The following is a 21,144-nucleotide window of genomic DNA, read 5'->3' on the forward strand; positions in this document are numbered from 1 at the left end:
ATGGCAAGGCCAAAAAAAGACATAGAATCGATAAAGGCGATAATAACAAGTTTCAGATTGTCAGTTGACCAGTACTTGGCACTGGCACATAATGCAGAATCATTGGGAATTACAATCCCCGATTACATTAGAAAGAAGATATCCGGTAGACCGCTTCCAAGGACCAGAATAAGCCCGGAGAACAGAAAGTTGTTCGTCGAGCTAAGCCGTATCGGGAACAACATTAATCAACTGACAAGAAACTCCCATTTAAAAATGCACGCTCCGAAAAGCCTGTTCTACCAATTAGAGGAGTTGAGAAGGGTCCTGCATGAATTAAAGTCCGAAATCAAAAAACAATGATAGCCAAACAAATAATCGGGAAAGATTTCTATGGACTGTTGGCCTATAACCAAAAAAAGGTTGAATCGGACGAAGCGGTCGTTCTGGATGCAAATATTGATTTGGGAAGCACGGTCGAAATGACGGAGGAGTTCAACGTGATACGACAACTTCGTCCGCGTCTTGGTAGAGCGGTCAATCACGTATCGTTGAATCTACCGCCCGGAGAAGAGCTAACCGATAATCAATTCGTTTCCATGGGGAAGGATTACTTGAAGGGTATGGGATTTGATGACAACCAATATATCATTTACAGACATCATGACCAGAGCCACCAGCATATTCATATCGTTGCCAATCGGGTAAAACTGTCCGGGGAATTAGTTAGCGATAGTAAAAATTACGAGCGAAGCGAAGGACTGGTCAGGAAGCTGGAAAAGAAGTACGGTCTTTCGCAACTTCCGGACCCGACAATAAAACAAAAGTCGGCACTGACCCAAAAAGAAATCGAAAAGGCGATACGGACGGGGAGCGCACCTATCAAAAGCATACTCCAACAGCAATTGGGAGCGGCACTAAAAAGTTCCATCAATACGGAAGAGTTTCTTCAACAGCTGCGGTCAAAGGATATTCGACCAAAATTCAATATCAGCAAAACAACGGGAAGGGTCTCCGGTATCTCCTTCAAATATGAAGGAGTGATTTATAAGGGGAGCAGTCTGGGCCGAAAATATTCATGGAACAACATCATAAAACAAATCGATTATGAACAAATCAGAGACCGTACAGTTATTCTCGAAAATAATCATCCAGAACAAGGAAATAAAGGAGCTGTTGCTCAAGATACAGGCTCATCAAGGAACGTTGGCGGAGAAACAAAAGATGCTGCGGGAGGGACAATCCAAATTAGTGAAAAACCAAAATACGATTTGGGAGGCACTCAAAAGAATGACTTAGATGACGATCCTTTTACGCCGTTCAAAATGGAGTTGGAGGATTTTGACCGCTGGAAGCGAAGGAAGAAGAGAAAAAAAAGGAGATTATAGCATATTATGGAAGGAGGCTTGGTCAGCGATAAATTGTTAAATGCCCTGGTGGATAGCTTGTCCGTCGAGGATTTGGAAGCTATTCTATCCCAGAAGATAGCTAAGGCATGTCCTGACCATAAACCCAAACCCATGACTGAAAAAGAAAAACTAAAAAAACATTATAGAAACCTATTCCTTTCTATGGGTAAGCTACACTTAAATAAATAGGAGGTCGTTATTTGTACTTTTAAGGAAGAATTTAAAAATCTGGTTGCACAATTAACTCTTAACAAAAGGTGCGATCTGTAAAGAGTATATCCAAGTGCGGCCTCAGGAAGTACAATTCGATGTATTAACATCAGCCCTAAATCTAATCTTCTCCAAATGGTTTACGATTTCTAAAGAATCTGGCAATGCGTATGAAAAAGTTGCTTTATCTCTTCAAGTCAATTGTTAAATCAGTATTTTAGGTTTCAAATATCAAATGTTAGGTGCAATTTGAAAAAAACATATGGATTTAAACAAACTATATTCTTCCCAACGTACAGGTGTTGACCAACCCGAGGATAATGATGACCCACGGTCTGGATATCAAAAAGACTACGATAGAATCATTTTTTCATCTGCATTCAGACGTCTTCAAAATAAGACACAAGTATTTCCATTACCTGGGAGTGTTTTTGTGCACAATAGATTAACACACTCACTAGAAGTATCTTCAGTAGGACGTTCTTTGGGTTCACTTGTTGGAAAGTATATTTATGACAACTATGCCAATGATTTAGATTCAAAAAGTAAGCCTTTCTATCGAAATCATTTAAAAAATGTTTTGTCTTCCGCTTGCTTGTGTCATGATATTGGAAATCCAGCTTTTGGCCATTCGGGAGAGGATGCAATGGTCAGTTTTTTCAAAAAAAATGAGAAGGAATTAAAATCAAGATTTAGTGATAAAGAATATTCTGATTTAACAAATTTTGAAGGTAATGCAAATTCAATACGTGTTTTAACACAGCAACTAAATGGAAAACCAAAAGGAGGTTTAAGGCTTACATATTCAACTTTAGCGGCAATAGCAAAATATCCCTGTGAATCTACTGCTAGGAATAACGATTTTACGCACAGAAAAAAGTTTGGGTTTTTACAGTCAGAAAAAGAAACATTTGAAAAAGTTGCATTAGAAACGGGAATGATTATCGATACGTCAGTTTCAGGTTTATCATATTTACGCCATCCTTTTGTATGGTTAGTAGAGGCTGCCGACGATATTTGCTATTATATTATAGATTTAGAAGATGCGCAGAGGCTAAGAATTATTGAAACTTCCCATTGTGAGGGGTTGCTCGATAATTTAATTCGATGTTTAGGCGTTGAAGATGTCTCGGAGTTTGATAAAACACTAATTACCATAAGTGATAAAAACGAAAGAATTAGTTATTTAAGAGCTAAATCCATAAATAGTCTGATATTTAAAGCTTTTGAATTTTATAAACTGCATTTTGATAATATTGTGGCTGGAAAACATAACAAGGCATTATTCGATATGATAGCTGAGGATTGTAACGCACTTCAACAAATTGTAGATTTTTCTGTAGAGCATATTTACAACGACCGTTCAGTTGTAGAAATAGAGAATGCCGGTTATAATGTAATGTATGAGCTGTTAAATCATTTTGTATATCCAATCTTAAAAGAGAAAAAAGAGAAATCCGATAAAAAAGCTCTCATCTTAATACCCAAACAATATCGAACTGAAAGCGAATCCAACTACGATAAAGTGATGGGCATAGTTGATTATCTCTCTGGAATGACGGACATCTATGCAACAGAATTATATAGAAAAATTAAGGGGATTGAGATTGGTATGCGGAACTAAAATTGCACCTAGCACTTTAAAAAAGAACAGCCCTTCATTTTCCTTAAGCACTATGTAAAGAGGCGAAATCAAACATAAAATGCTTTATAAGCAAATTATCTGGGTGTTCTGATTCGTAATATTTATCGTGTAAATCAGAGGTTCGATGTTTTAAATATTCAGGCTCCCTGTGGTCTTTCTTTAAAAGCTTGTTAACTCCGTCTACCGTTTTCTCCAAATCCCCATCAAGTACATATCCAAGTAGGCATCCATTCTCATATTTCTTTGAAACAAAGTTGTTGATTCCAGTATCAATATAACGTCGCTTTAAACCTGAATCATTTTCCTCAAGATTTTTGGCTTCCATATGATATTCATACTCTAAGGATGAATTTATGGTTACCAATCTAAGGTCTATTCTAGGTAGTTTAGCAGCAAAGCCTTTTTCTTTTTTGATTTCATCTTTTGGTAAGTGCTGCTCAACATTCGTAACAATACTCCACTTTAATCTAAGTGGATTTTTTTTTACGTGATCGTGTAACTCCGAAGTAATGTCATTTTCATCCCAGTTTAGTTTGATGACTTTAGTTTCCATAGCTGAAACATAAGATTCTGTTATCAGCCGAAAGCATTTTTCTTCAAAGCCTCTTTTGAAGCTGGCAACTATAACTTTGTTTAATCCCATTTATTATACTTCATTAAGGATTTCCAGTATTAATTCTGAAGCATCTTCAATCGCCATTGATTGAGTCCAGAATCGCCTCTGATTGGGTCGAACAATAAAAATCTCGTTGCCTGTTTTGTAATTTAATTTTTTCCTGAAATAAATATTTGTGCTTTGTTTAGTCCATAAATGCTTGTCCAGCTTTTGTAATTCCTGTGTTACATTCTCTTGAGATTTTAAAACTTGTTTTTCATTTTCTTCGAACGAAATTTTCATTAGCAATAAAGGCGAAAAATGACTTGTATCAAATACTGTAGCATTCGCAAATAGGTTTTGCCTATTTAAAAACTGATTTAATCTTTCACTAATTTTCTTTGAATAGTCCTCAATACTGCGAACAGGATGCAGGGCTTTTGACTTAGCTTTTGAGTGAAACAAATCTAAGCTGTAGTCCAAAGCATCATTTAAAAGGTTAATTTCATCTTCATTCAATCCAAAACTTTTATTGATAATACCCTCTACAGTTTTACTGAAAGTAGTTATCAATTGATTTCGCTTTTCTTCAATATTCCAAAAATCCAAACCTTTGATTTTCTTGATAAACTTTTCGGATAACTTCAGAATTTTTGAAATCTCAGATTCCTTAAGATTAATGGGGATTGAAAGATATTCGTTCTTCATAATCTGTTCCCTTTCTATACCATATGAAGAAATGGTCATAAATAAGAAATAACTACTTAGCTTGGAATTGAAATATGAATTTAGAACCTTAAGAATCGAATTATCATTACTACTTGAATAAAAACCGTAAACACCATCTCTAAAAGAGCAATCTACATCGATTAAGGATGAGCAAACACTATTCTTTTCTAATCCCTTTTTGACAACTATGTGGGTATTTACAAATGCTTGAATATCTCCAAGACGTCTGAAGTGAGAGAAATTTTCAATATCATCGATATCATCTACATTGTAAAACGTTTTGTAAAAGGATATTGATTTTGGTGTTTTAACAGAATCTCTTATGCCTTTCAATCGTGAACTTTGTGTGTAGAACCTTTCTATTGAACTGGCATCTAAATAAGGTAGCTCGGACAATATCTCCGAATGTCTGGGTTCATCCTTCTTTTGAGTCAGAAGTTGAAATCCAACACCCGATTCAATACTATGCTCTTTATTGAATTGCTCAATAGTTTGGTAAGATTTAGAATTTAATTTTTCTATAAGTCTAAAATCGGACAATCCGCCCCACATTGCAACTTTCCAAATTTTGGTGTCTTGCTTTTCACATTCTTTGCGCGGTAAAAACTTTAAATCTGAACTATCAATGCTTACACCTTCAATTACATTAGATTTAATAAAAGTTTTAGGCGCATAGTAAACAATAGTACTCGATTTTTTCTTGGGTGCTTTTTTTTGATAAAAAACAACACTTATTGGACCAGTAGCCGAACCGAACAATTGACCTCCAAAATTTTTAGGTGCATTCCTTAAAATTGAGAAGTTATATATTTTCTCCACATAGCACTCATTGAATAGCCACTTCCTGAAATTTTGATATGTTATTTTAGTGTTGGTGAGTATTTTGGTATTAAAAATCAAAGCAATTTCCCCGTATTCGGAGAAGGCTGTCGCCTTATGTAGAAATGGAAGAACCATCTCCTTGGCAAAACCGTGCTTATCACTATAATCACGGATAGATTGGGACAAGTTCTTTGTACCGAAAGGCGGATTTCCCACCACCAAATCAAAATTGATTTTCTCTACTTCGGGATTTTTCTGAATTGTATCGCTACGAAATAAGTTACCACCTTGTTCTATTAAGGTATCATCCAAAGGGTCGTTTATCAAATAGGGTAAACGATAGTCCTTGTTCTGCCAAATCGTCTTGGGATTCAAGTTGTCCACCAAAGCCAGGTAAAGACTAAAAGCCGCTACCTTGATGGACTGAGGGTGTATCTCTATACCGAAGATGTTATCCGTCAATAGCTTCTTCAGCGCATTGAAGTCCGTAAGTTTTTCTCCTTTGGCATTTTCGTGGCGTTTTACCAAACGCTTAAAGCTTTCAACCAAAAAAATACCCGAGCCGCAAGTTGGGTCTAATACCTTAATATTGAATTTTTTTTCTGTTCTAGAAATCGGTAATTTCTCATTCAATATGAGTTCAACTAGGGAAGGTGGTGTATAATACGTACCTGTATCTTGCTTTAAAGTTGGGTTTATTTCGGCAAGGAAATTCTCGTAGATTTCACTTAATAATTCTATTTGAATAATACTAAAATCGAAAAGACGTAAGTCTTCGAAAAGATTCTGCTGTAAAGAATTATCATTGCCGTTGATAAAGCACTTTCGTATAATTTTTAGATGGTCCCTAGAAATTGACTCATTGCTGTCTAGAGTAAAAACATTACCATTGAAATATTCTTCCAGTTTCCTGAAAAGGGAATATGTTTTATCTGCATCGTCCAGAATATCAAAATAGGACTTTGCTCCTTTTTTTATTTTCGAATAAAATTTCTCATCAGTTGCGCCCCTGTCTTCTAAATATAGAAGAAATAGAGAACGCATTATTATTTTATGGATAAGGTTTACGTCCAATCCTTCTCCCTGTAGTTGCCTAGCAGTATATGTAAGGCTCTCTACAAGGTATTTATCGACCCTTCGTTGCAGGCTTATTTTCTTTCTAATCTCGAACGCTTCTTCCAATGTCCATATGATACCTGTATCAATGGCAATAGTGGAAAAAAGGTTTTGAAGTTGTTGAAGCTTGGCTTTATCCGAGAACTTGTAAGACTCTATTTCGAGTGTTTTTAGTTCTTTCTTATAATCAAAATCATCTGATTTGATCAAAAGAGGTTTTTCCGCACAATTGTAAATACGAATTTCAGTTTCCGAATAAACGTATAGAAAAATAACCTTTTTGAAGTTCCAGATTTTTTTTTGAGCAATTGCAACTTGTCGAAGAGCTCGGTCATCAAATTTTTGAACCCTTTTTAAAAAAACCGCAGGATAACTATTATGATTTTCGTCGGTGCTGAAGTAAATCTCATCAATACCGAAATCTTTTACTTGATTAATTACAACTAACTGACTATCAGAAATTTGATTCGATTTCGACGTAACAGAGACGGCCTTGTCCAAGCCTAGATTTTCTATTATATCAAAATCGATCATAGCGAAGGTCGTCCAAAAAACCCGAGAGTTAGTTACTTACTAAATTAAATCTAAAGGTACAAATGATTTTGCGATTCTGACAATCGATGATGTATTAAAGGTTGGAATATATCCAAATTTATGGATTGATGAGGGGAGGCTATAATATACCCATCACTAACATGAATTCTTATCATGGTAACGGCCTATCCCAATGATTCAAATCATCTTCGGTATTTTCATCTTCGGGTACAATCATCAAACGTGTATCAAGAGGTGGCTTTGGCGTTAAGTATGGTGATATCGTTGAAACGGTCTCGTCAAAAATATAATATTCGTGAGGTCTCGAATATGCTTGAAAAAAGCTACAAAAAATCCATTTTAAATTAGTGTTCTCGGTGCTTATTTGTGCTATTGTACTCTTAATCTTATCAAATCTTTTCTTTTCAACTTGGGGGCCGTCAAATGTCTCCATGCCCACATGAATTACGGCATTATTTTGAGAATTGAATTGTTGCATTGCTTTATGCACCTGATTTTTAATGTCTCTGGCTTTGGCCCACAAGGCTTCCTTGGCATCACAGCTACAATAAACACCAAAAGCATTACTGATATATGATATGTATAAGTTATTAACGTCACCTTCTCCAATTCTAAAATAATCGGCAGCTATACCACATGTAAATCCCTTGTTGTCTATCGGCTTTTTTCCTATCAAACTATGTAGCATAGGGGAATAATCTTTAACGGAATTATTTTCTAGATGCTCTTTTATTTTGAACATATCAACAAATGATAATTCTATATCCACTTTGGTATTTGAAACAATTTTTCCAGTAACTGGCCTCTTTAGCTTTTCTTCCAATAGGTCTTTTAAAAAAGTATCGGGTAGGTTCTCAAGTTCTACATGAAATTCAATATCCAGTAAAATGTTTCTTTCTAAGAGTGTTTTGCTGATATAAGAAACCATCTTTTGTCTTTTCGTATTTTCCCTATAAGTGTAGTCGGAAGTCTTTGATTGCCTTTTGCACTCAATACTCCAGGTCTCTTCATCTCTTTTAGCTATGATGTCCGAAGTTTTACCGGCTTTTTTTTCATCAAGAAAGGCTACTTGATATCCATTTCTGGCCCAAAGAAGTGCTGTCATAATTTCAAAAAGAAAAGCATCGGCTTCTGATTTTCTTTTATTTATCAAATCTTTTATTTTCTTTTCGACTCCTCCAATATTTTTCAATAATTCGAAGTCTAGTCCAAAACGTTTGAAAATCGGGACAATTCTGGATCCCTGAAAGTATTCGTACTTATGTGGTTCATTGATCAGCATATCCAAAAGATATAGATACCAACCAATTACATCGTTTTTTTCAACTAATAAAGTTCCTTCTGAAATAGGCCCTGAAAAAGGTTGTGTAGCCTTAAAATGGACTGCTATCTTATTCTCGATATCAGCTTTTCTTCTTTGCCAATCTTTTTTGGACATAAACGACATAAACCATTTCCATGACCGAATCACATGATCGTCGTCATATTGGGGTACATCTAATTCTTTAATGGGTATCCTTAACACAATTGTTATGTTTGAATTTTACATAAATTCTATTTTTCCATTTAGTTGAAATTTGTGTTCTAAAACCCAAGTATTTGTAGACAAGGGAAACCCGATATAGTTTACTCCTGTAAGCGTTTAAATGGACTCTTTACATTATGCCTTATGGCAATGATTGAAAAATTGTGATAAACTAGCTCAAATATACTTTGCGAAAGTGATACTCCTTACAAAATCCGCTTTTCGTAAAGAGTGGAATTCACTTTTGTGGTAAAGGAATTTAGGAATTTTTCACATTATGTATAATCCGGGTATCCTAATTCTCCTTTAACCTTGCAGGGAGAACTGAATAAAACATCTCCGTGGATTAGTTCTAAGCGAAAAAGTTTTTCACGATAACAACAATGAAAAACTTTGGACAAGGCAAGAAGCATATACTGATTGGAAAATCACCTTGTTCTACAATCTTTTGCCTCAAATTAAAGATAGTAAGCCACTATAGTCTTCCGGAAGCTCTGCATCAATATCCTTCAAATAAGCCTTAAGCGCATCTAGAGTGGAATGGCCTGTAATTAGCATTAACTTATCACAAGTTTCGGTATATGAAAACTCTTTTCTAAGCTTCCTAAAAAGCAGCGTGATAAACGTATGCCTAAAGGAATAGATGGTATATTCACTTCCCAGTTGCAGAGTTTCACCAGTTGCAAGTAGATATTCGTTATATTTCTTTTTCAGCTTCCAAAACCGTTTTGTAAAATAATCCCTTCTACTGGATTCTATGGCTTCCCATTCTCCAATGCCGGTAGGAGTAAACAAAAAGTGATTTTGTACAGAGAAGTCGAAATCCTGAATTTCGCGAAGAACGATATCAGGTATGATTTTAGTCTTCTCCGGTTTGTTCTTTGCCTGAACGCGCAATAGTTTTTGAGAAAGAAAAATATCCTTTAACCTAAGTCTGCATACCTCAATTGGACGTAAAAAATTATAGGAAACGAACTTTATGAAAAGCAACAGAACAGGGTCGTTTTTCTTCATGTAGGCAAACAAACCTTCCAAAACTTCTAAGGAATAAGTCCTATGGCTTACCGATTTGGTATTAAGTACCTTGATGTTCTCGATAAAATTTCTTGGGATGACGTCGTTATTTTCAAGTTCACCAAATAGGGAACTCAATACAATACGTGTGTTGTTTCTATTTCTTGCGCTTGACGCTTTGACAATAGTTTGGAGATAATCGTTTACGGTCTGTTTGGTAATGCCGAGGATACTTTTGTCAAGTAGATTCTTTTTATCCAAATAAGTTTTAAACCTGCCATATCGGCTTTTGTAATCTTTGACGGAAGTTTCTGAAAGTTCACTGAGCTTTATGCCGTACGCATAATCCAGTGCCGCTCCCGCCGTATATTCCAAGGATTTTGAATTTAGCTTAAGTTTGTCCTTGTAAGGAGAATATCCTTCTTTCAACATTTCCAGCAAAACCTCCTTGATGATCCCCAAGTGTAATAACCTTGCCGTTTTGGTCTTAAAATTCTTGTTGACACTCATCGTAACCGGTGTCTGGCGAACCAGCACGGGATTTCCGAGTTTGTCGAAAAGGTCGGGTTTGGCGAAGGAATAGTAGACATACCACCTTTTGGAGAGGTCGAAATTGTCCCCGCCATGATAGATTTTAGGTTCCGTATATTTTTTTCTCTCCAATCCGTGTTTGTATGCGGTAGCGTATGCGCTTTGCAATATATCAAAAAAAGAACCCATTGACAACAGTTTTAAAAAGCTGTTAATCAATGGGTTGTCTAGTAGCGGGGACTGGACTCGAACCAGCGACCTTCGGGTTATGAGCCCGACGAGCTACCTACTGCTCTACCCCGCGATATGGGTTTTTATCTCACTTGTTTTGCAACTTCAGGTCATTAAGCTGACGAGATAAAGGGGGCGCTACTATTTGTAACGGGCTGCAAATATACAACACATTTTCTCTATATTCAAAACTTATTTAAATAATATTTTTTAAGACCATTATCTTTTAAAAAACATTAAATCCATAACTTCGGTTTTTTGCAATATTATGGATACAATTAATGACTTTATAGCGAGCGCACTGCCGTATACCGAGTGGCCAATGTTTCTTTTGTTAATAGGAGGCGGACTCTTTCTTGTTTTTTATTCAAAACTAATGCCTTACCGTTTTTTCGGTCATGCAATCGCAATTACAGCAGGTAAATATGATAATAAAGATTCAAAAGGAGATGTGAGTTCTTTTCAAGCACTATCTGCCGCTGTTGCTGCTACCGTAGGCTTAGGTAATATTTCTGGAGTTGCAATTGCTATTCATGACGGTGGTCCTGGGGTAGTTTTTTGGATTTGGATGACAGCTTTAATAGGTATGTGTATTAAATTCTATTCTTGTAGTCTGGCAATTATGTATCGTGGTATAGATTCTGAGGGTAAGTTACAAGGTGGTCCAATGTATTACATCACCAAAGGATTAGGTGAAAAGGCGCGTCCGTTAGCAATATTCTTTGCTGTTTGTGGTTTGTTCGGATTTTTAGGCGTATTTACAGCTAATCAATTTACAGAAACATTCATGAGTGTTGTAGATCCTGGTACTACACTGATTGAAATGAGTGATCAGAATTGGAAATGGACTATTGGTATAGTTTTAGCGATAATAACATCCTTGGTGATTTTTGGAGGTTTGTCAAATATAGCAAAGGTAGCATCCGCAATAGTACCTTTTATGGTGGCTTTGTATTTAGTTGCGGTAATTGTAGTAATGACCTTAAATTCAGAACAAATACTTCCATCTCTAAAAATGATTATAACAGAGGCATGGAATTTTAAATCATTGGCAACTGGTGGGTTTTGGGGGCTTGTTATTATTGGGGTTCGAAGGGCAATGTTTTCCAATGAGGCAGGTTTAGGTAGTGCGCCAATGTATCATGGACAATCTAAAAATGATGAACCTATTCGCGAAGGCTTGGTAGCAATGTTAGGTCCTTTTATTGATACTATATTGGTGTGTACCTTTACGGCAATAGTTATTATTTTAAGTGGTGCATATTTAGAGGATTCTAGTGGTATTGTAATGACTTTGTCAGCTTTTGAAACTACGTTGTTTGGGTGGGGAGATATACTTTTAATGGTAATTGTTACGGCTTTTGCATTATCAACACTTTTTACATATTCCTATTACGGAGTTAAATCATTATCTTTTTTAACGAATGCTAAAATTGGTAGATTTTATAATTGGTATTTTGTTATAATGATTGTATTTGCAGCAGTTGCTTCATTAGAACTTGTGAAGAATTTAATCGATTTGTCTTATGCTCTTATGGTGATTCCCAATATGATTGCCGTACTTTTGTTGGCTCCAAAGGTAAATGTGGAATTGAAGAAATATATATTAAAGTATAAGGATGGCAGATCATAAGGCAGGCTTCGTAAATATTATTGGTAATCCTAATGTTGGTAAATCAACGTTAATGAATGCATTTGTGGGTGAAAAATTATCCATAATTACATCAAAGGCACAAACGACTAGGCACCGTATTTTAGGTATTGTAAATGGAGATGACTTTCAGATGATTTTGTCTGACACTCCAGGTATCATAAAACCCGCATACCAACTTCAAAGTAGTATGATGGATTTTGTAAAATCTGCTTTTGAAGATGCAGACGTGCTATTATATATGGTTGAGATAGGGGAGAAAGCCTTAAAGGATGAAGCATTCTTTGAAAAGATAAAGAACAGTAAAATTCCTGTTCTATTACTGTTGAATAAAGTAGATACTGCTACCCAAGAATTATTGGAGGAGCAGGTTCAATATTGGCAAGAGATGTTGCCTAGTGTAGAATTACATCCTGTATCGGCACTATCTAATTTTAATGTTAAAGGGGTGTTTGAGCGTATTATTGAATTGTTGCCTAAATCTCCAGCATATTACCCAAAAGATCAATTAACAGACAAACCAGAGCGTTTTTTTGTTAATGAGACTATTCGTGAGAAAATTTTATTAAATTATAAAAAGGAAATTCCTTATGCGGTTGAAATAGAAACCGAGGAATTTTTTGAAGATGAAGACATCATTCGTATGCGCGCGGTGATTATGGTAGAACGTGATTCTCAAAAAGGAATTATAATTGGTCATAAAGGTGCAGCTTTAAAGAAAGTTGGTGTTGAGTCTAGAAAAGATTTAGAAAAATTCTTTGGCAAACAAGTGCATATAGAGTTGTATGTAAAAGTGAATAAAAATTGGCGAAGTAATGCTCGTCAATTAAAGCGCTTTGGATACAATAAATAATAAAATTCTACCATATCTAAGTTAAATTCAGTTTTATAAAGCAAAGGAAAACGAAATATTATCCTTGGATTTCATGAACAGCTAGTAATCAGGTGTTTGTTAGATTTCACCTTTTTTTATTGATATTTATCATAAAATATTTATCTCAAATGGAGTTTTAATTCTTCATTACAACAATAAAAGACTATTTTTGATTCATCGACAAACTGTTTAAAAAATCCGATGAAATGCAAAATATAATCATTTTTGGTGCCTCCGGTCATGGTAGTGTTGTTTTGGATTGTTTGGAAAAAGAAGGTAAATACAATGTAATTGGTTTTGTAGATTCTTTTAAAGAGAAAGGTTCACTAATTAACGGGTACCAGGTCTTAGGTAGCGAAATTGACTTACCATATTTAATAAGTAGATTTAACATTACAGGAGGCTTAGTGGCAATAGGTGATAATTGGACTAGAAAATTGATTGTAGATAGAATTTCTAAAATAGTTCCATATTTTAATTTTGTTAACACTATTCATCCTGATGCCGTTTTAGGGAAAGATGTGCAATTGGGTTGTGGTAATGTAATTATGCCAGGTTCTATAATAAATGCAAATTCTATTATTCACGATTTCTGCATACTTAATTCTCAATCGATTTTGGAGCATGATTGTTTAATGGAAAGTTACTCCAGTTTAGCTCCATCGTCTTGTTGCGGCGGTAATGTGTCCATTGGAAGTTTCTCTTCAATTTGTTTAGGTGCTTCAGTTGTTAATAACATTGTATTAGGTCAGCATTCAGTTGTAGGAGCCGGTTCTCTTGTTGTTGATCATTTTGGCGATAATCTGGTTATATATGGTTCACCTGCTAGAATTATTCGAAAAAGAGCTGTTGGCGAACCATATCTGTCTACCCCTAAAAAACAACAATTTTTCAAATTAGATAGTTTTGATGAGTTCAAGTCAAATCTCTCCATTTAAGATATATTGTAATTGCCACTATAAGTACTACCTTTGCAGCAAATTTAAGCTATGGGTGCCATTGTTGCCATTGTAGGGAGACCTAATGTAGGAAAATCAACATTTTTTAATCGATTAATTCAAAGACGCGAGGCTATTGTTGATGCCGTTAGTGGTGTTACGCGCGATCGTCATTATGGTAAAAGTGATTGGAACGGAAAAGAGTTCTCTATTATTGATACCGGTGGATACGTCGTTGGTAGTGATGATGTTTTTGAAAAGGAAATCGATAAGCAAGTAGAATTGGCAATTGAAGAAGCCGATGCTATTATCTTTATGGTAGATGTTGAAACCGGAGTGACCGGTATGGATGAAGATGTAGCTAAATTATTAAGACGAGTTAAAAAACCTGTTTTTTTAGCTGTCAATAAAGTTGATAATGCTAAAAGAGCAGAAGACGCAGTTGAATTCTATTCTCTAGGTTTAGGTGAGTATTACACACTATCTAGTATAAATGGTGGAGGTACCGGAGAGTTATTAGATGACTTAGTTGAGAAACTACCTGATGTTATTGAGGAAAAAAGTGAATTGCCAAGATTTGCAGTTGTTGGAAGACCAAATGCTGGTAAATCTTCTTTCATTAATGCACTTATTGGTGAGGACAGGTATATAGTAACTGATATTGCAGGTACTACAAGAGATAGTATTGATACCAAATATAATCGTTTCGGGTTTGAATTTAACCTGGTCGATACTGCAGGTATACGCCGAAAAGCAAAAGTTAAGGAAGATTTAGAGTTTTACTCTGTAATGCGTTCTGTTAGAGCTATTGAACATTGCGATGTATGTATTTTAATGTTAGATGCTACTAGAGGTTTTGATGGACAGGTAGAGAATATTTTTTGGCTTGCTCAACGTAACCATAAGGGGATAGTAATTCTTGTAAATAAGTGGGATTTAGTAGAGGATAAAGAAACCAATACTATAAAGCACTATACTGATAAAATTAAAAAAGCTATTGAGCCATTTACAGATGTGCCGATACTTTTTGTTTCTGTTTTGACAAAGCAACGTATTTTCAAAGCAATAGAAACTGCGGTTGAGGTTTATAATAATCGTAATAAGAAGATTATTACCCGTAAGTTTAATGAAACTATGCTGCCTTTAATAGAGAACTATCCACCGCCAGCATATAAAGGTAAATTCGTTAAGATAAAATTCTGTACTCAATTACCTACTCCTTATCCCCAGTTTGCGTTCTTTTGTAACCTACCGCAATATGTTAGGGAGCCTTATAAAAGATATCTGGAGAATAAGATAAGAGAAGAATACGACTTTACAGGTGTGCCGATTACGGTATTTATGAGGAAGAAGTAATCTTTAGGATTTATAAGTTTAAATTGGTCAAATAGTTTTGTGTTTACACAAAACTATTTGACCAATTTTTTTTACATCGCATTTAGGTGTTTACCAACCCCCAGAGGCACCGCCACCGCCAAAGCCTCCGCCTCCGAAGCCTCCACCAAATCCACCACCGCCGAAACTTCCGCCTCCGCTACTGCCTCCAAATCCGCCAGAGCCATTAGAACGACCCATATTACTAAGGATAATCATATCCCACGGACTTAAACCTCTACGTCTTCTGCCGCCATTACTATCATTGTCATCGTTTTTGCGACTCCAAAGTATGAACAAGATGACTAAGAATATGATAAAAGGTAGAAAAGATGAGAATGGATTACTTCCATTATTACTAAAGGTTCTGTCTTCTTGAAATTCTCCGTTAAGTACTTGGAAAATTACATCTGATCCTTTGTCTAATCCTGCGTAATAATCACCGGTTCTAAATTCTGGAAGGATAACATTTTCAATAATACGTTTCGAAAGGGCATCTGTTAATGAACCTTCTACTCCGTAACCAGTGCTAATAGCAACTTTTCGGTCATTCTCGGCAAGTATTATAAGTATACCATTGTCTTTTCCATCTTGTCCAATCCCCCATTTTTGCCCCCAGTTAGCACCTAGGTAATTAATGTTTTCTCCATTAGTGCTAGCAATAATTGTTATTACAATCTGGGTTGAGGTGCTATCTGAATAACGAACCAGTTTTTGGCTTAATGCTACCTTTTGCTGATCGGTAAGAAGATTGGTGTAATCGTAGACACTGGTTTGTAATGCGGGTTTATCTGGTATCTCAAATTGGCTCCATGAAGGAGTGCACCAAAAAAAAAGAATTATAAGGCTAACCTTTAGATATCTCATTGCTTAATTCGTTGGTGTCATCTGATTGCCAAGGGAAATGGCTATTTAATTCTTCACCAGCTTTTATAATACCGGCAACTAGTCCTTCTTTAAATTCTCCTTTTTCAAAATGTCTTTGAATGCTATTTCTAGTAGATTGCCAAAAATCTTTGGGTACAACGGCATCAATCCCCTTATCACCACAAATAACAAATTTCTTGTCATTTACGGCAACATAAATTAAAACGCCATTTTCTTGTTTGGTATTATCCATTTTCAATAAATGAAAAACCTCTTTTGCGCGCTCGTAATGCTCTTTACGGGTGTGGGCTTCTATATGTACCCTAATTTCTCCAGAAGTGTTTTTTTCTGCCTCAAGAATAGCGCCCACTACCTCTTGCTCTTCTGATGCCGTTAAAAAATCTTCTACTTTAGACATATATTAATCAAAATCAAAATTAACATCTGGTGCATTTTCAGAACCAACATCTGCTTTGTAGTACGCTAATTCATCGAAATTAAAGATGCCTGCAAGTATGGAATTCGGGAACTTTTTAATGTGAAGATTATACGGTTCAACGGTTGCATTAAATCTATCTCTTGCAACGTTTATTCTATTTTCAGTACCTTCTAATTGAGATTGTAACTCAAGAAAATTCTGATTAGCTTTTAAATCAGGGTAGCGTTCAACGGTTACCAATAATCTGCTTAATGCACTGCTAAGTCCACTTTGTGCTTGATTAAACTGTGTTAATTGTTCTGGTGTAATGTTGCTTGGGTCAATGCTTACTGATGTAGCTTTGGCTCTCGCTTCAATAACATCAGTTAATGTTCCTCTTTCAAAATCTGCTGCGCCTTGTACTGTTTTAACCAAATTGCCAATTAGGTCGTTTCTTCGTTGATAAGCACTTTCTACATTCGCCCAAGTTTTAGTAGATGTTTCTTTTAATGCTACAGCAGTGTTATTAAAACCTACGCCCCATTGGTATAAGCCAAATGCGATGACTACGATAACGATTAATGCAATAATTCCTTTTTTCATAATGGTTGTGTTATAATTGGTCTTTAATTTTATTTAGTTCAGCCTTTACACGCTCAAGTTTTTGAATTATATCAAAATTGGAGAGTGTTTTTTGTTTCTCTTCTTTTAAATGGGTTTTGGCGCCATCAAGAGTAAAACCTCTTTCTTTTACCAAATGATAAATTAATTGAAGGTTTTTGATGTCTTGAGGTGTAAATTTCCTGTTCCCCTTCGCATTTTTCTTAGGCTGAAGCACGTCGAATTCTTTCTCCCAAAAACGAATTAATGAGGCGTTTACACCAAAGGCACGGGCTACTTCGCCAATACCATAATATCTTTTTTCAGGGAGTTCTATCTGCATTAATCCAGTGATTGATTTTCTTGATTAGCGAATTTCAACATGTTCTCGAATTCTTCTGGTGATAAACTACCATAGTAGAAATTCATTGGGTTGATTCGGTCATTATCTTTCCAGACTTCATAGTGCAAGTGCGGTGCTTCTGAGCGGCCTGTGCTTCCTACAAAACCTATTAAATCACCTCGTTTTACTTTTTGTCCCTTTTTAACATTATACTGGCTCAAATGCCCATATAGGCTCAAATAGCCATAACCGTGATCTATACGAATGTGCTTTCCATAACCAGATGAGTTATTATCTGCCCTGGTTATCTTGCCATCTCCAGAAGCATAAACAGGCGTGCCTCTTGGGGCAGTGAAATCCATTCCGTAATGCATTTTCCTTGCCTTTGTAAAAGGATCTGATCTCCATCCATAACCAGAAGCCATGCGCTTTAAGTCTTCATTGTTTATAGGCTGAATTGCAGGTATGGACATTAATAACTTCTCCTTCTCTTCTGCCAGTTTTGTAATCTCATCCAACGACTTCGATTGAATGGCAATTTGCTTTTTAATGATATCCAATCTTTTTGTTGTAGAAATAATCATTTCAGAATTGTTGAAGCCTTCTAAAGATTTATATCTGTTTATACCACCAAAACCAGCTTTTCGCTGTTCGTCTGGTATAGGGTTAGCTTCAAAATATAATCTGTAGATGTTATTGTCCCTATCTTCTATGTTACCTAGAACCTCTTCAATTTGTTCCATTTTCTTGTTCAGTAACTCGTACTGAAGCTCGTAATTTTTTACTTCACGAGATAGTGAAAGTTCTCTTGGCGTGTTGACAAGATTGGTGTTTAGAAGAAGAATAAGACCTAAAAAACCAAAAAGGCATGCCCCCAAAATAAAGAAGGTTATATTTCTATAACGTTTAGATTTTTCGGGTTCTATCTTACGGTACGACAGCGTGTCTGGGTCGTAATAGTATTTTACCTTAGACATGTATGTTATTTATCCTATTTTTGTTCTTTAATTATTAGGGAACAAACAAATATAAAAATAGTTTTATATAAACCGTTACAATTTGTAAAAGCTTAGCATTTTAGATGAATTCAAAAGATACAAGAACTCAATTTCTGAATTTTTTCAAGGGAAAAGAACACAAAATAGTGCCTTCTGCGCCAATGGTCATTAAAGATGACCCAACCCTGCTTTTTACAAATGCGGGTATGAATCAATTTAAAGAATATTTTTTAGGAATAAGCCAATCTAAAAATTCTAGAGTAGTTGATACTCAAAAATGTTTACGCGTAAGTGGTAAGCATAATGATTTAGAAGAAGTTGGTAAAGATACCTATCACCATACTATGTTCGAGATGTTGGGCAACTGGAGTTTTGGTGATTATTTTAAGGAAGAGGCTATTACCTGGGCTTGGGAGTTGTTGACAGAAGTTTTTAAAATCGATAAGGATAGTCTTTATGTATCGGTATTTGAAGGAAGTAATGATGCGGATCAATTAGAACTGGATACAGAAGCATTCAAGCTTTGGAAGAATATTGTACCTGAAGATAGAATTATCATGGGTAACAAAAAGGATAATTTCTGGGAAATGGGCGATCAAGGTCCATGTGGACCATGTTCTGAAATTCATGTTGATATCCGATCTAAAGAAGAAAAGGCAAAAGTATCTGGTGCGAGCTTGGTAAACCAAGATCACCCGCAGGTAGTGGAAATATGGAACCTCGTATTTATGCAATATAATCGTAAAGCAGATGGTTCATTAGAAAGTTTGCCTGCAAAACATGTAGATACAGGTATGGGCTTTGAGCGTCTGTGTATGGTATTGCAAGGTGTACAATCTAACTACGATACGGATATTTTTATGCCATTAATTCGTGAAATAGAAGTCATTACTAATTCCGAATATGGTAAGAATGAGGAAAATGATATAGCAATACGTGTAATAAGTGATCATATACGTGCAGTAGCTTTTTCAATTGCAGATGGTCAATTACCTAGTAATACAGGTGCTGGTTATGTAATTAGAAGAATACTTAGAAGAGCAGTTCGTTACGGATTTACATTTTTGGATACCAAAGAACCTTTTATGTTTCGTTTGGTTAATGTGTTGACTAAATCTTTAGGGGATGCATATCCTGAATTGAAAGAACAAAAGCAGTTAATTGAAAATGTAATTAAGGAAGAAGAGAATTCTTTCTTGAAAACATTAGATCAAGGTTTGGTATTGCTTGATACAATTATTAAAAATACTAAAGGAAAAACAGTCGATGGTGGTAAAGCTTTTGAGCTTTATGATACTTTCGGTTTTCCTATAGATTTAACGGCTTTAATTTTAAGTGAAAAGGGGTATCAATTAGATGAAGCTGGTTTTGACGAGGCTATGCAACAACAGAAAAATCGTTCTAAATCTGCATCAGTCGTTTCAAAACAAGATTGGGAAATATTACAAGAAGATAACGAACAAGAATTTGTTGGTTATGATATGCTTGATGTTGAAGTAAAGATCACTAAATACCGTAAAATCGTTTCTAAAAAGGATGGAACCCAGTTTCAATTGGTATTTAATCTCACTCCATTTTACGCTGAAGGTGGTGGTCAAGTAGGTGATAAAGGTTATTTAGAAGATGCACATGGCGATGTTGTTTACATTATCGACACCAAGAAAGAAAATAATGAGATTATTCACTTTGCTAAAAACCTACCAAAACATTTAGGAGAAAGTTTTAAAGCGGTAGTAGATAAAAAACAACGTAGTAGAACAGAGGCGAACCATACGGCAACGCATTTGTTGCACCAAGCACTTCGTGAAGTTTTAGGTAAGCATGTAGAACAAAAAGGTTCTTCGGTACATTCCAAATATTTGAGATTTGATTTTTCGCATTTTTCTAAAATGACAGCAGAAGAATTAAGGGAGGTAGAGAATTTTGTTAATGCACGTATAGATGGTCATTTGCAACTTCAAGAACAGCGAAATGTACCTATGAAAGTAGCTATTGATGATGGAGCTATGGCATTGTTCGGTGAAAAATATGGAGATGCTGTTAGAACTATTCGTTTTGGACAATCTATAGAACTTTGTGGAGGTACCCATGTTAAAAATACTGGTGATATCTGGCAATTTAAAATTAAATCTGAGGGTGCGGTAGCTGCTGGTATTCGTAGAATTGAAGCAATTACGGGTGATGCGGTAAAAGATTTTCATATAGATAATGATATGCTTTTAACCAAGATAAAAGATGTGCTGGGTAACACTCAAGACCCGGTTAAGTCGGTATCTGGTTTACAAGAAGAAAATAGCAATCTTAAAAAACAAGTAGCTGAGTTATTGAAAGATAAGGCGAAGAACTTAAAAGGAGAATTGCTGTCAGAACTTAAAGAAGTAAACGGAATACAATTTCTAGCTAAAAAAATTGATTTGGATGCATCGGGAATCAAGGATTTAAGTTTTGAAATGGGTAATCAGAAAGATAATTTATTTCTTTTGTTTGGTTCTGAGCAAAATGGTAAAGCATTATTGTCTTGCTATATTTCAAAGGAACTAGTGGCTTCTAAAAATTTGAATGCAGGTACTATAGTAAGGGAGCTTGGTAAGTATATTCAAGGAGGCGGTGGTGGTCAACCATTTTTTGCAACCGCAGGAGGTAAAAATCCTGGAGGTATTGATGAGGCATTAACAATGGCAGAGAGCTATATCAAATAAGTAATTCCAGTTTAAGAAATT

The 21,144-nt window shown here is 35.6% G+C and carries 17 protein-coding genes and 1 tRNA gene; 8 read left to right on the top strand and 10 right to left on the bottom strand.

Annotation, left to right across the window (positions count from 1 at the left end):
• From P178_RS22910 to dgt, 3 genes are all read left to right on the top strand, one after another.
• Positions 1-342, top strand: coding sequence for a plasmid mobilization protein (locus tag P178_RS22910; RefSeq protein ID WP_081819429.1), 342 nt, complete (start codon positions 1-3; stop codon positions 340-342).
• A complete protein-coding gene (locus P178_RS21900; protein WP_051638247.1) occupies positions 339-1,367 on the top strand; it encodes a relaxase/mobilization nuclease domain-containing protein in 1,029 nt (342 codons plus the stop codon). The genes P178_RS22910 and P178_RS21900 overlap by 4 nt, the downstream gene beginning before the upstream one ends.
• Before the next feature lie 493 nt (positions 1,368-1,860).
• Positions 1,861-3,222, top strand: a complete 1,362-nt coding sequence (gene dgt / locus P178_RS0111245; protein WP_027066317.1) for a dGTP triphosphohydrolase — start codon at positions 1,861-1,863, stop codon at positions 3,220-3,222.
• Positions 3,223-3,265: 43 nt separating this feature from the next.
• Here dgt and P178_RS0111250 read toward each other — a convergent pair whose 3' ends face one another.
• From P178_RS0111250 to P178_RS0111270, 5 genes are all read right to left on the bottom strand, one after another.
• Complete coding sequence (locus P178_RS0111250) at positions 3,266-3,796, bottom strand: hypothetical protein (protein ID WP_155941624.1); 531 nt, start codon at positions 3,794-3,796, stop codon at positions 3,266-3,268.
• 93 nt (positions 3,797-3,889) lie between these two features.
• Positions 3,890-7,039, bottom strand: coding sequence for a class I SAM-dependent DNA methyltransferase (locus P178_RS0111255; RefSeq protein WP_027066319.1), 3,150 nt, complete (start codon positions 7,037-7,039; stop codon positions 3,890-3,892).
• Between the two features lie 172 nt (positions 7,040-7,211).
• Complete coding sequence (locus tag P178_RS0111260) at positions 7,212-8,585, bottom strand: hypothetical protein (RefSeq protein WP_027066320.1); 1,374 nt, start codon at positions 8,583-8,585, stop codon at positions 7,212-7,214.
• Between the two features lie 453 nt (positions 8,586-9,038).
• Entirely contained in the window at positions 9,039-10,109 is a 1,071-nt protein-coding gene (locus P178_RS0111265; protein WP_155941625.1) for a tyrosine-type recombinase/integrase, read from the bottom strand.
• 252 nt (positions 10,110-10,361) lie between these two features.
• Positions 10,362-10,434, bottom strand: a tRNA-Met gene (locus P178_RS0111270).
• Positions 10,435-10,629: 195 nt separating this feature from the next.
• Between P178_RS0111270 and P178_RS0111275 the strand changes: the two genes are divergently transcribed.
• The 4 genes from P178_RS0111275 to der all read left to right on the top strand — a co-directional run bounded on the left by P178_RS0111275 (position 10,630) and on the right by der (position 15,180).
• Positions 10,630-11,994: an alanine/glycine:cation symporter family protein gene (locus P178_RS0111275; protein ID WP_027066322.1), complete on the top strand. Its 1,365-nt coding sequence runs from the start codon at positions 10,630-10,632 to the stop codon at positions 11,992-11,994.
• Positions 11,981-12,865, top strand: a complete 885-nt coding sequence (gene era / locus P178_RS0111280; RefSeq protein ID WP_027066323.1) for a GTPase Era — start codon at positions 11,981-11,983, stop codon at positions 12,863-12,865. The genes P178_RS0111275 and era overlap by 14 nt, the downstream gene beginning before the upstream one ends.
• A 227-nt stretch (positions 12,866-13,092) precedes the next feature.
• Positions 13,093-13,824 carry an acetyltransferase gene (locus P178_RS21905; protein ID WP_036146113.1) on the top strand — a complete coding sequence of 244 codons (732 nt, stop codon included), beginning with the start codon at positions 13,093-13,095 and terminating at the stop codon, positions 13,822-13,824.
• A 51-nt stretch (positions 13,825-13,875) separates the two neighbouring features.
• Complete coding sequence (gene der, locus P178_RS0111290; protein WP_027066324.1) at positions 13,876-15,180, top strand: ribosome biogenesis GTPase Der; 1,305 nt, start codon at positions 13,876-13,878, stop codon at positions 15,178-15,180.
• 90 nt (positions 15,181-15,270) lie between these two features.
• On the opposite strand, the gene P178_RS0111295 is transcribed toward der, so the two are convergent.
• From P178_RS0111295 to P178_RS0111315, 5 genes are read right to left on the bottom strand one after another with little or no spacing between them, the layout of a single operon-like run.
• Entirely contained in the window at positions 15,271-16,065 is a 795-nt protein-coding gene (locus P178_RS0111295; protein WP_027066325.1) for a TPM domain-containing protein, read from the bottom strand.
• Complete coding sequence (locus P178_RS0111300; protein WP_027066326.1) at positions 16,046-16,483, bottom strand: TPM domain-containing protein; 438 nt, start codon at positions 16,481-16,483, stop codon at positions 16,046-16,048. Before P178_RS0111300 ends, P178_RS0111295 begins: the two co-directional genes overlap by 20 nt.
• A 3-nt stretch (positions 16,484-16,486) precedes the next feature.
• Positions 16,487-17,086 carry a LemA family protein gene (locus tag P178_RS0111305; RefSeq protein ID WP_027066327.1) on the bottom strand — a complete coding sequence of 200 codons (600 nt, stop codon included), beginning with the start codon at positions 17,084-17,086 and terminating at the stop codon, positions 16,487-16,489.
• Between the two features lie 10 nt (positions 17,087-17,096).
• A complete protein-coding gene (locus P178_RS0111310) occupies positions 17,097-17,426 on the bottom strand; it encodes a MerR family transcriptional regulator (protein ID WP_027066328.1) in 330 nt (109 codons plus the stop codon).
• The gene (locus P178_RS0111315; RefSeq protein ID WP_027066329.1) at positions 17,426-18,403 is read right to left on the bottom strand and encodes a M23 family metallopeptidase; all 978 of its coding nucleotides are present in this window, start codon (positions 18,401-18,403) and stop codon (positions 17,426-17,428) included. Before P178_RS0111315 ends, P178_RS0111310 begins: the two co-directional genes overlap by 1 nt.
• Before the next feature lie 104 nt (positions 18,404-18,507).
• On the opposite strand from P178_RS0111315, the gene alaS reads away from it, so the two are divergent.
• Positions 18,508-21,123 (top strand): alanine--tRNA ligase, encoded by a 2,616-nt coding sequence (alaS, locus tag P178_RS0111320; protein ID WP_027066330.1) that lies wholly within the window; start codon positions 18,508-18,510, stop codon positions 21,121-21,123.
• Positions 21,124-21,144 lie beyond the last annotated feature (21 nt).

Source organism: Maribacter sp. Hel_I_7 (genome assembly GCF_000688315.1).
In the GTDB taxonomy this organism is placed as follows: domain Bacteria; phylum Bacteroidota; class Bacteroidia; order Flavobacteriales; family Flavobacteriaceae; genus Maribacter; species Maribacter stanieri.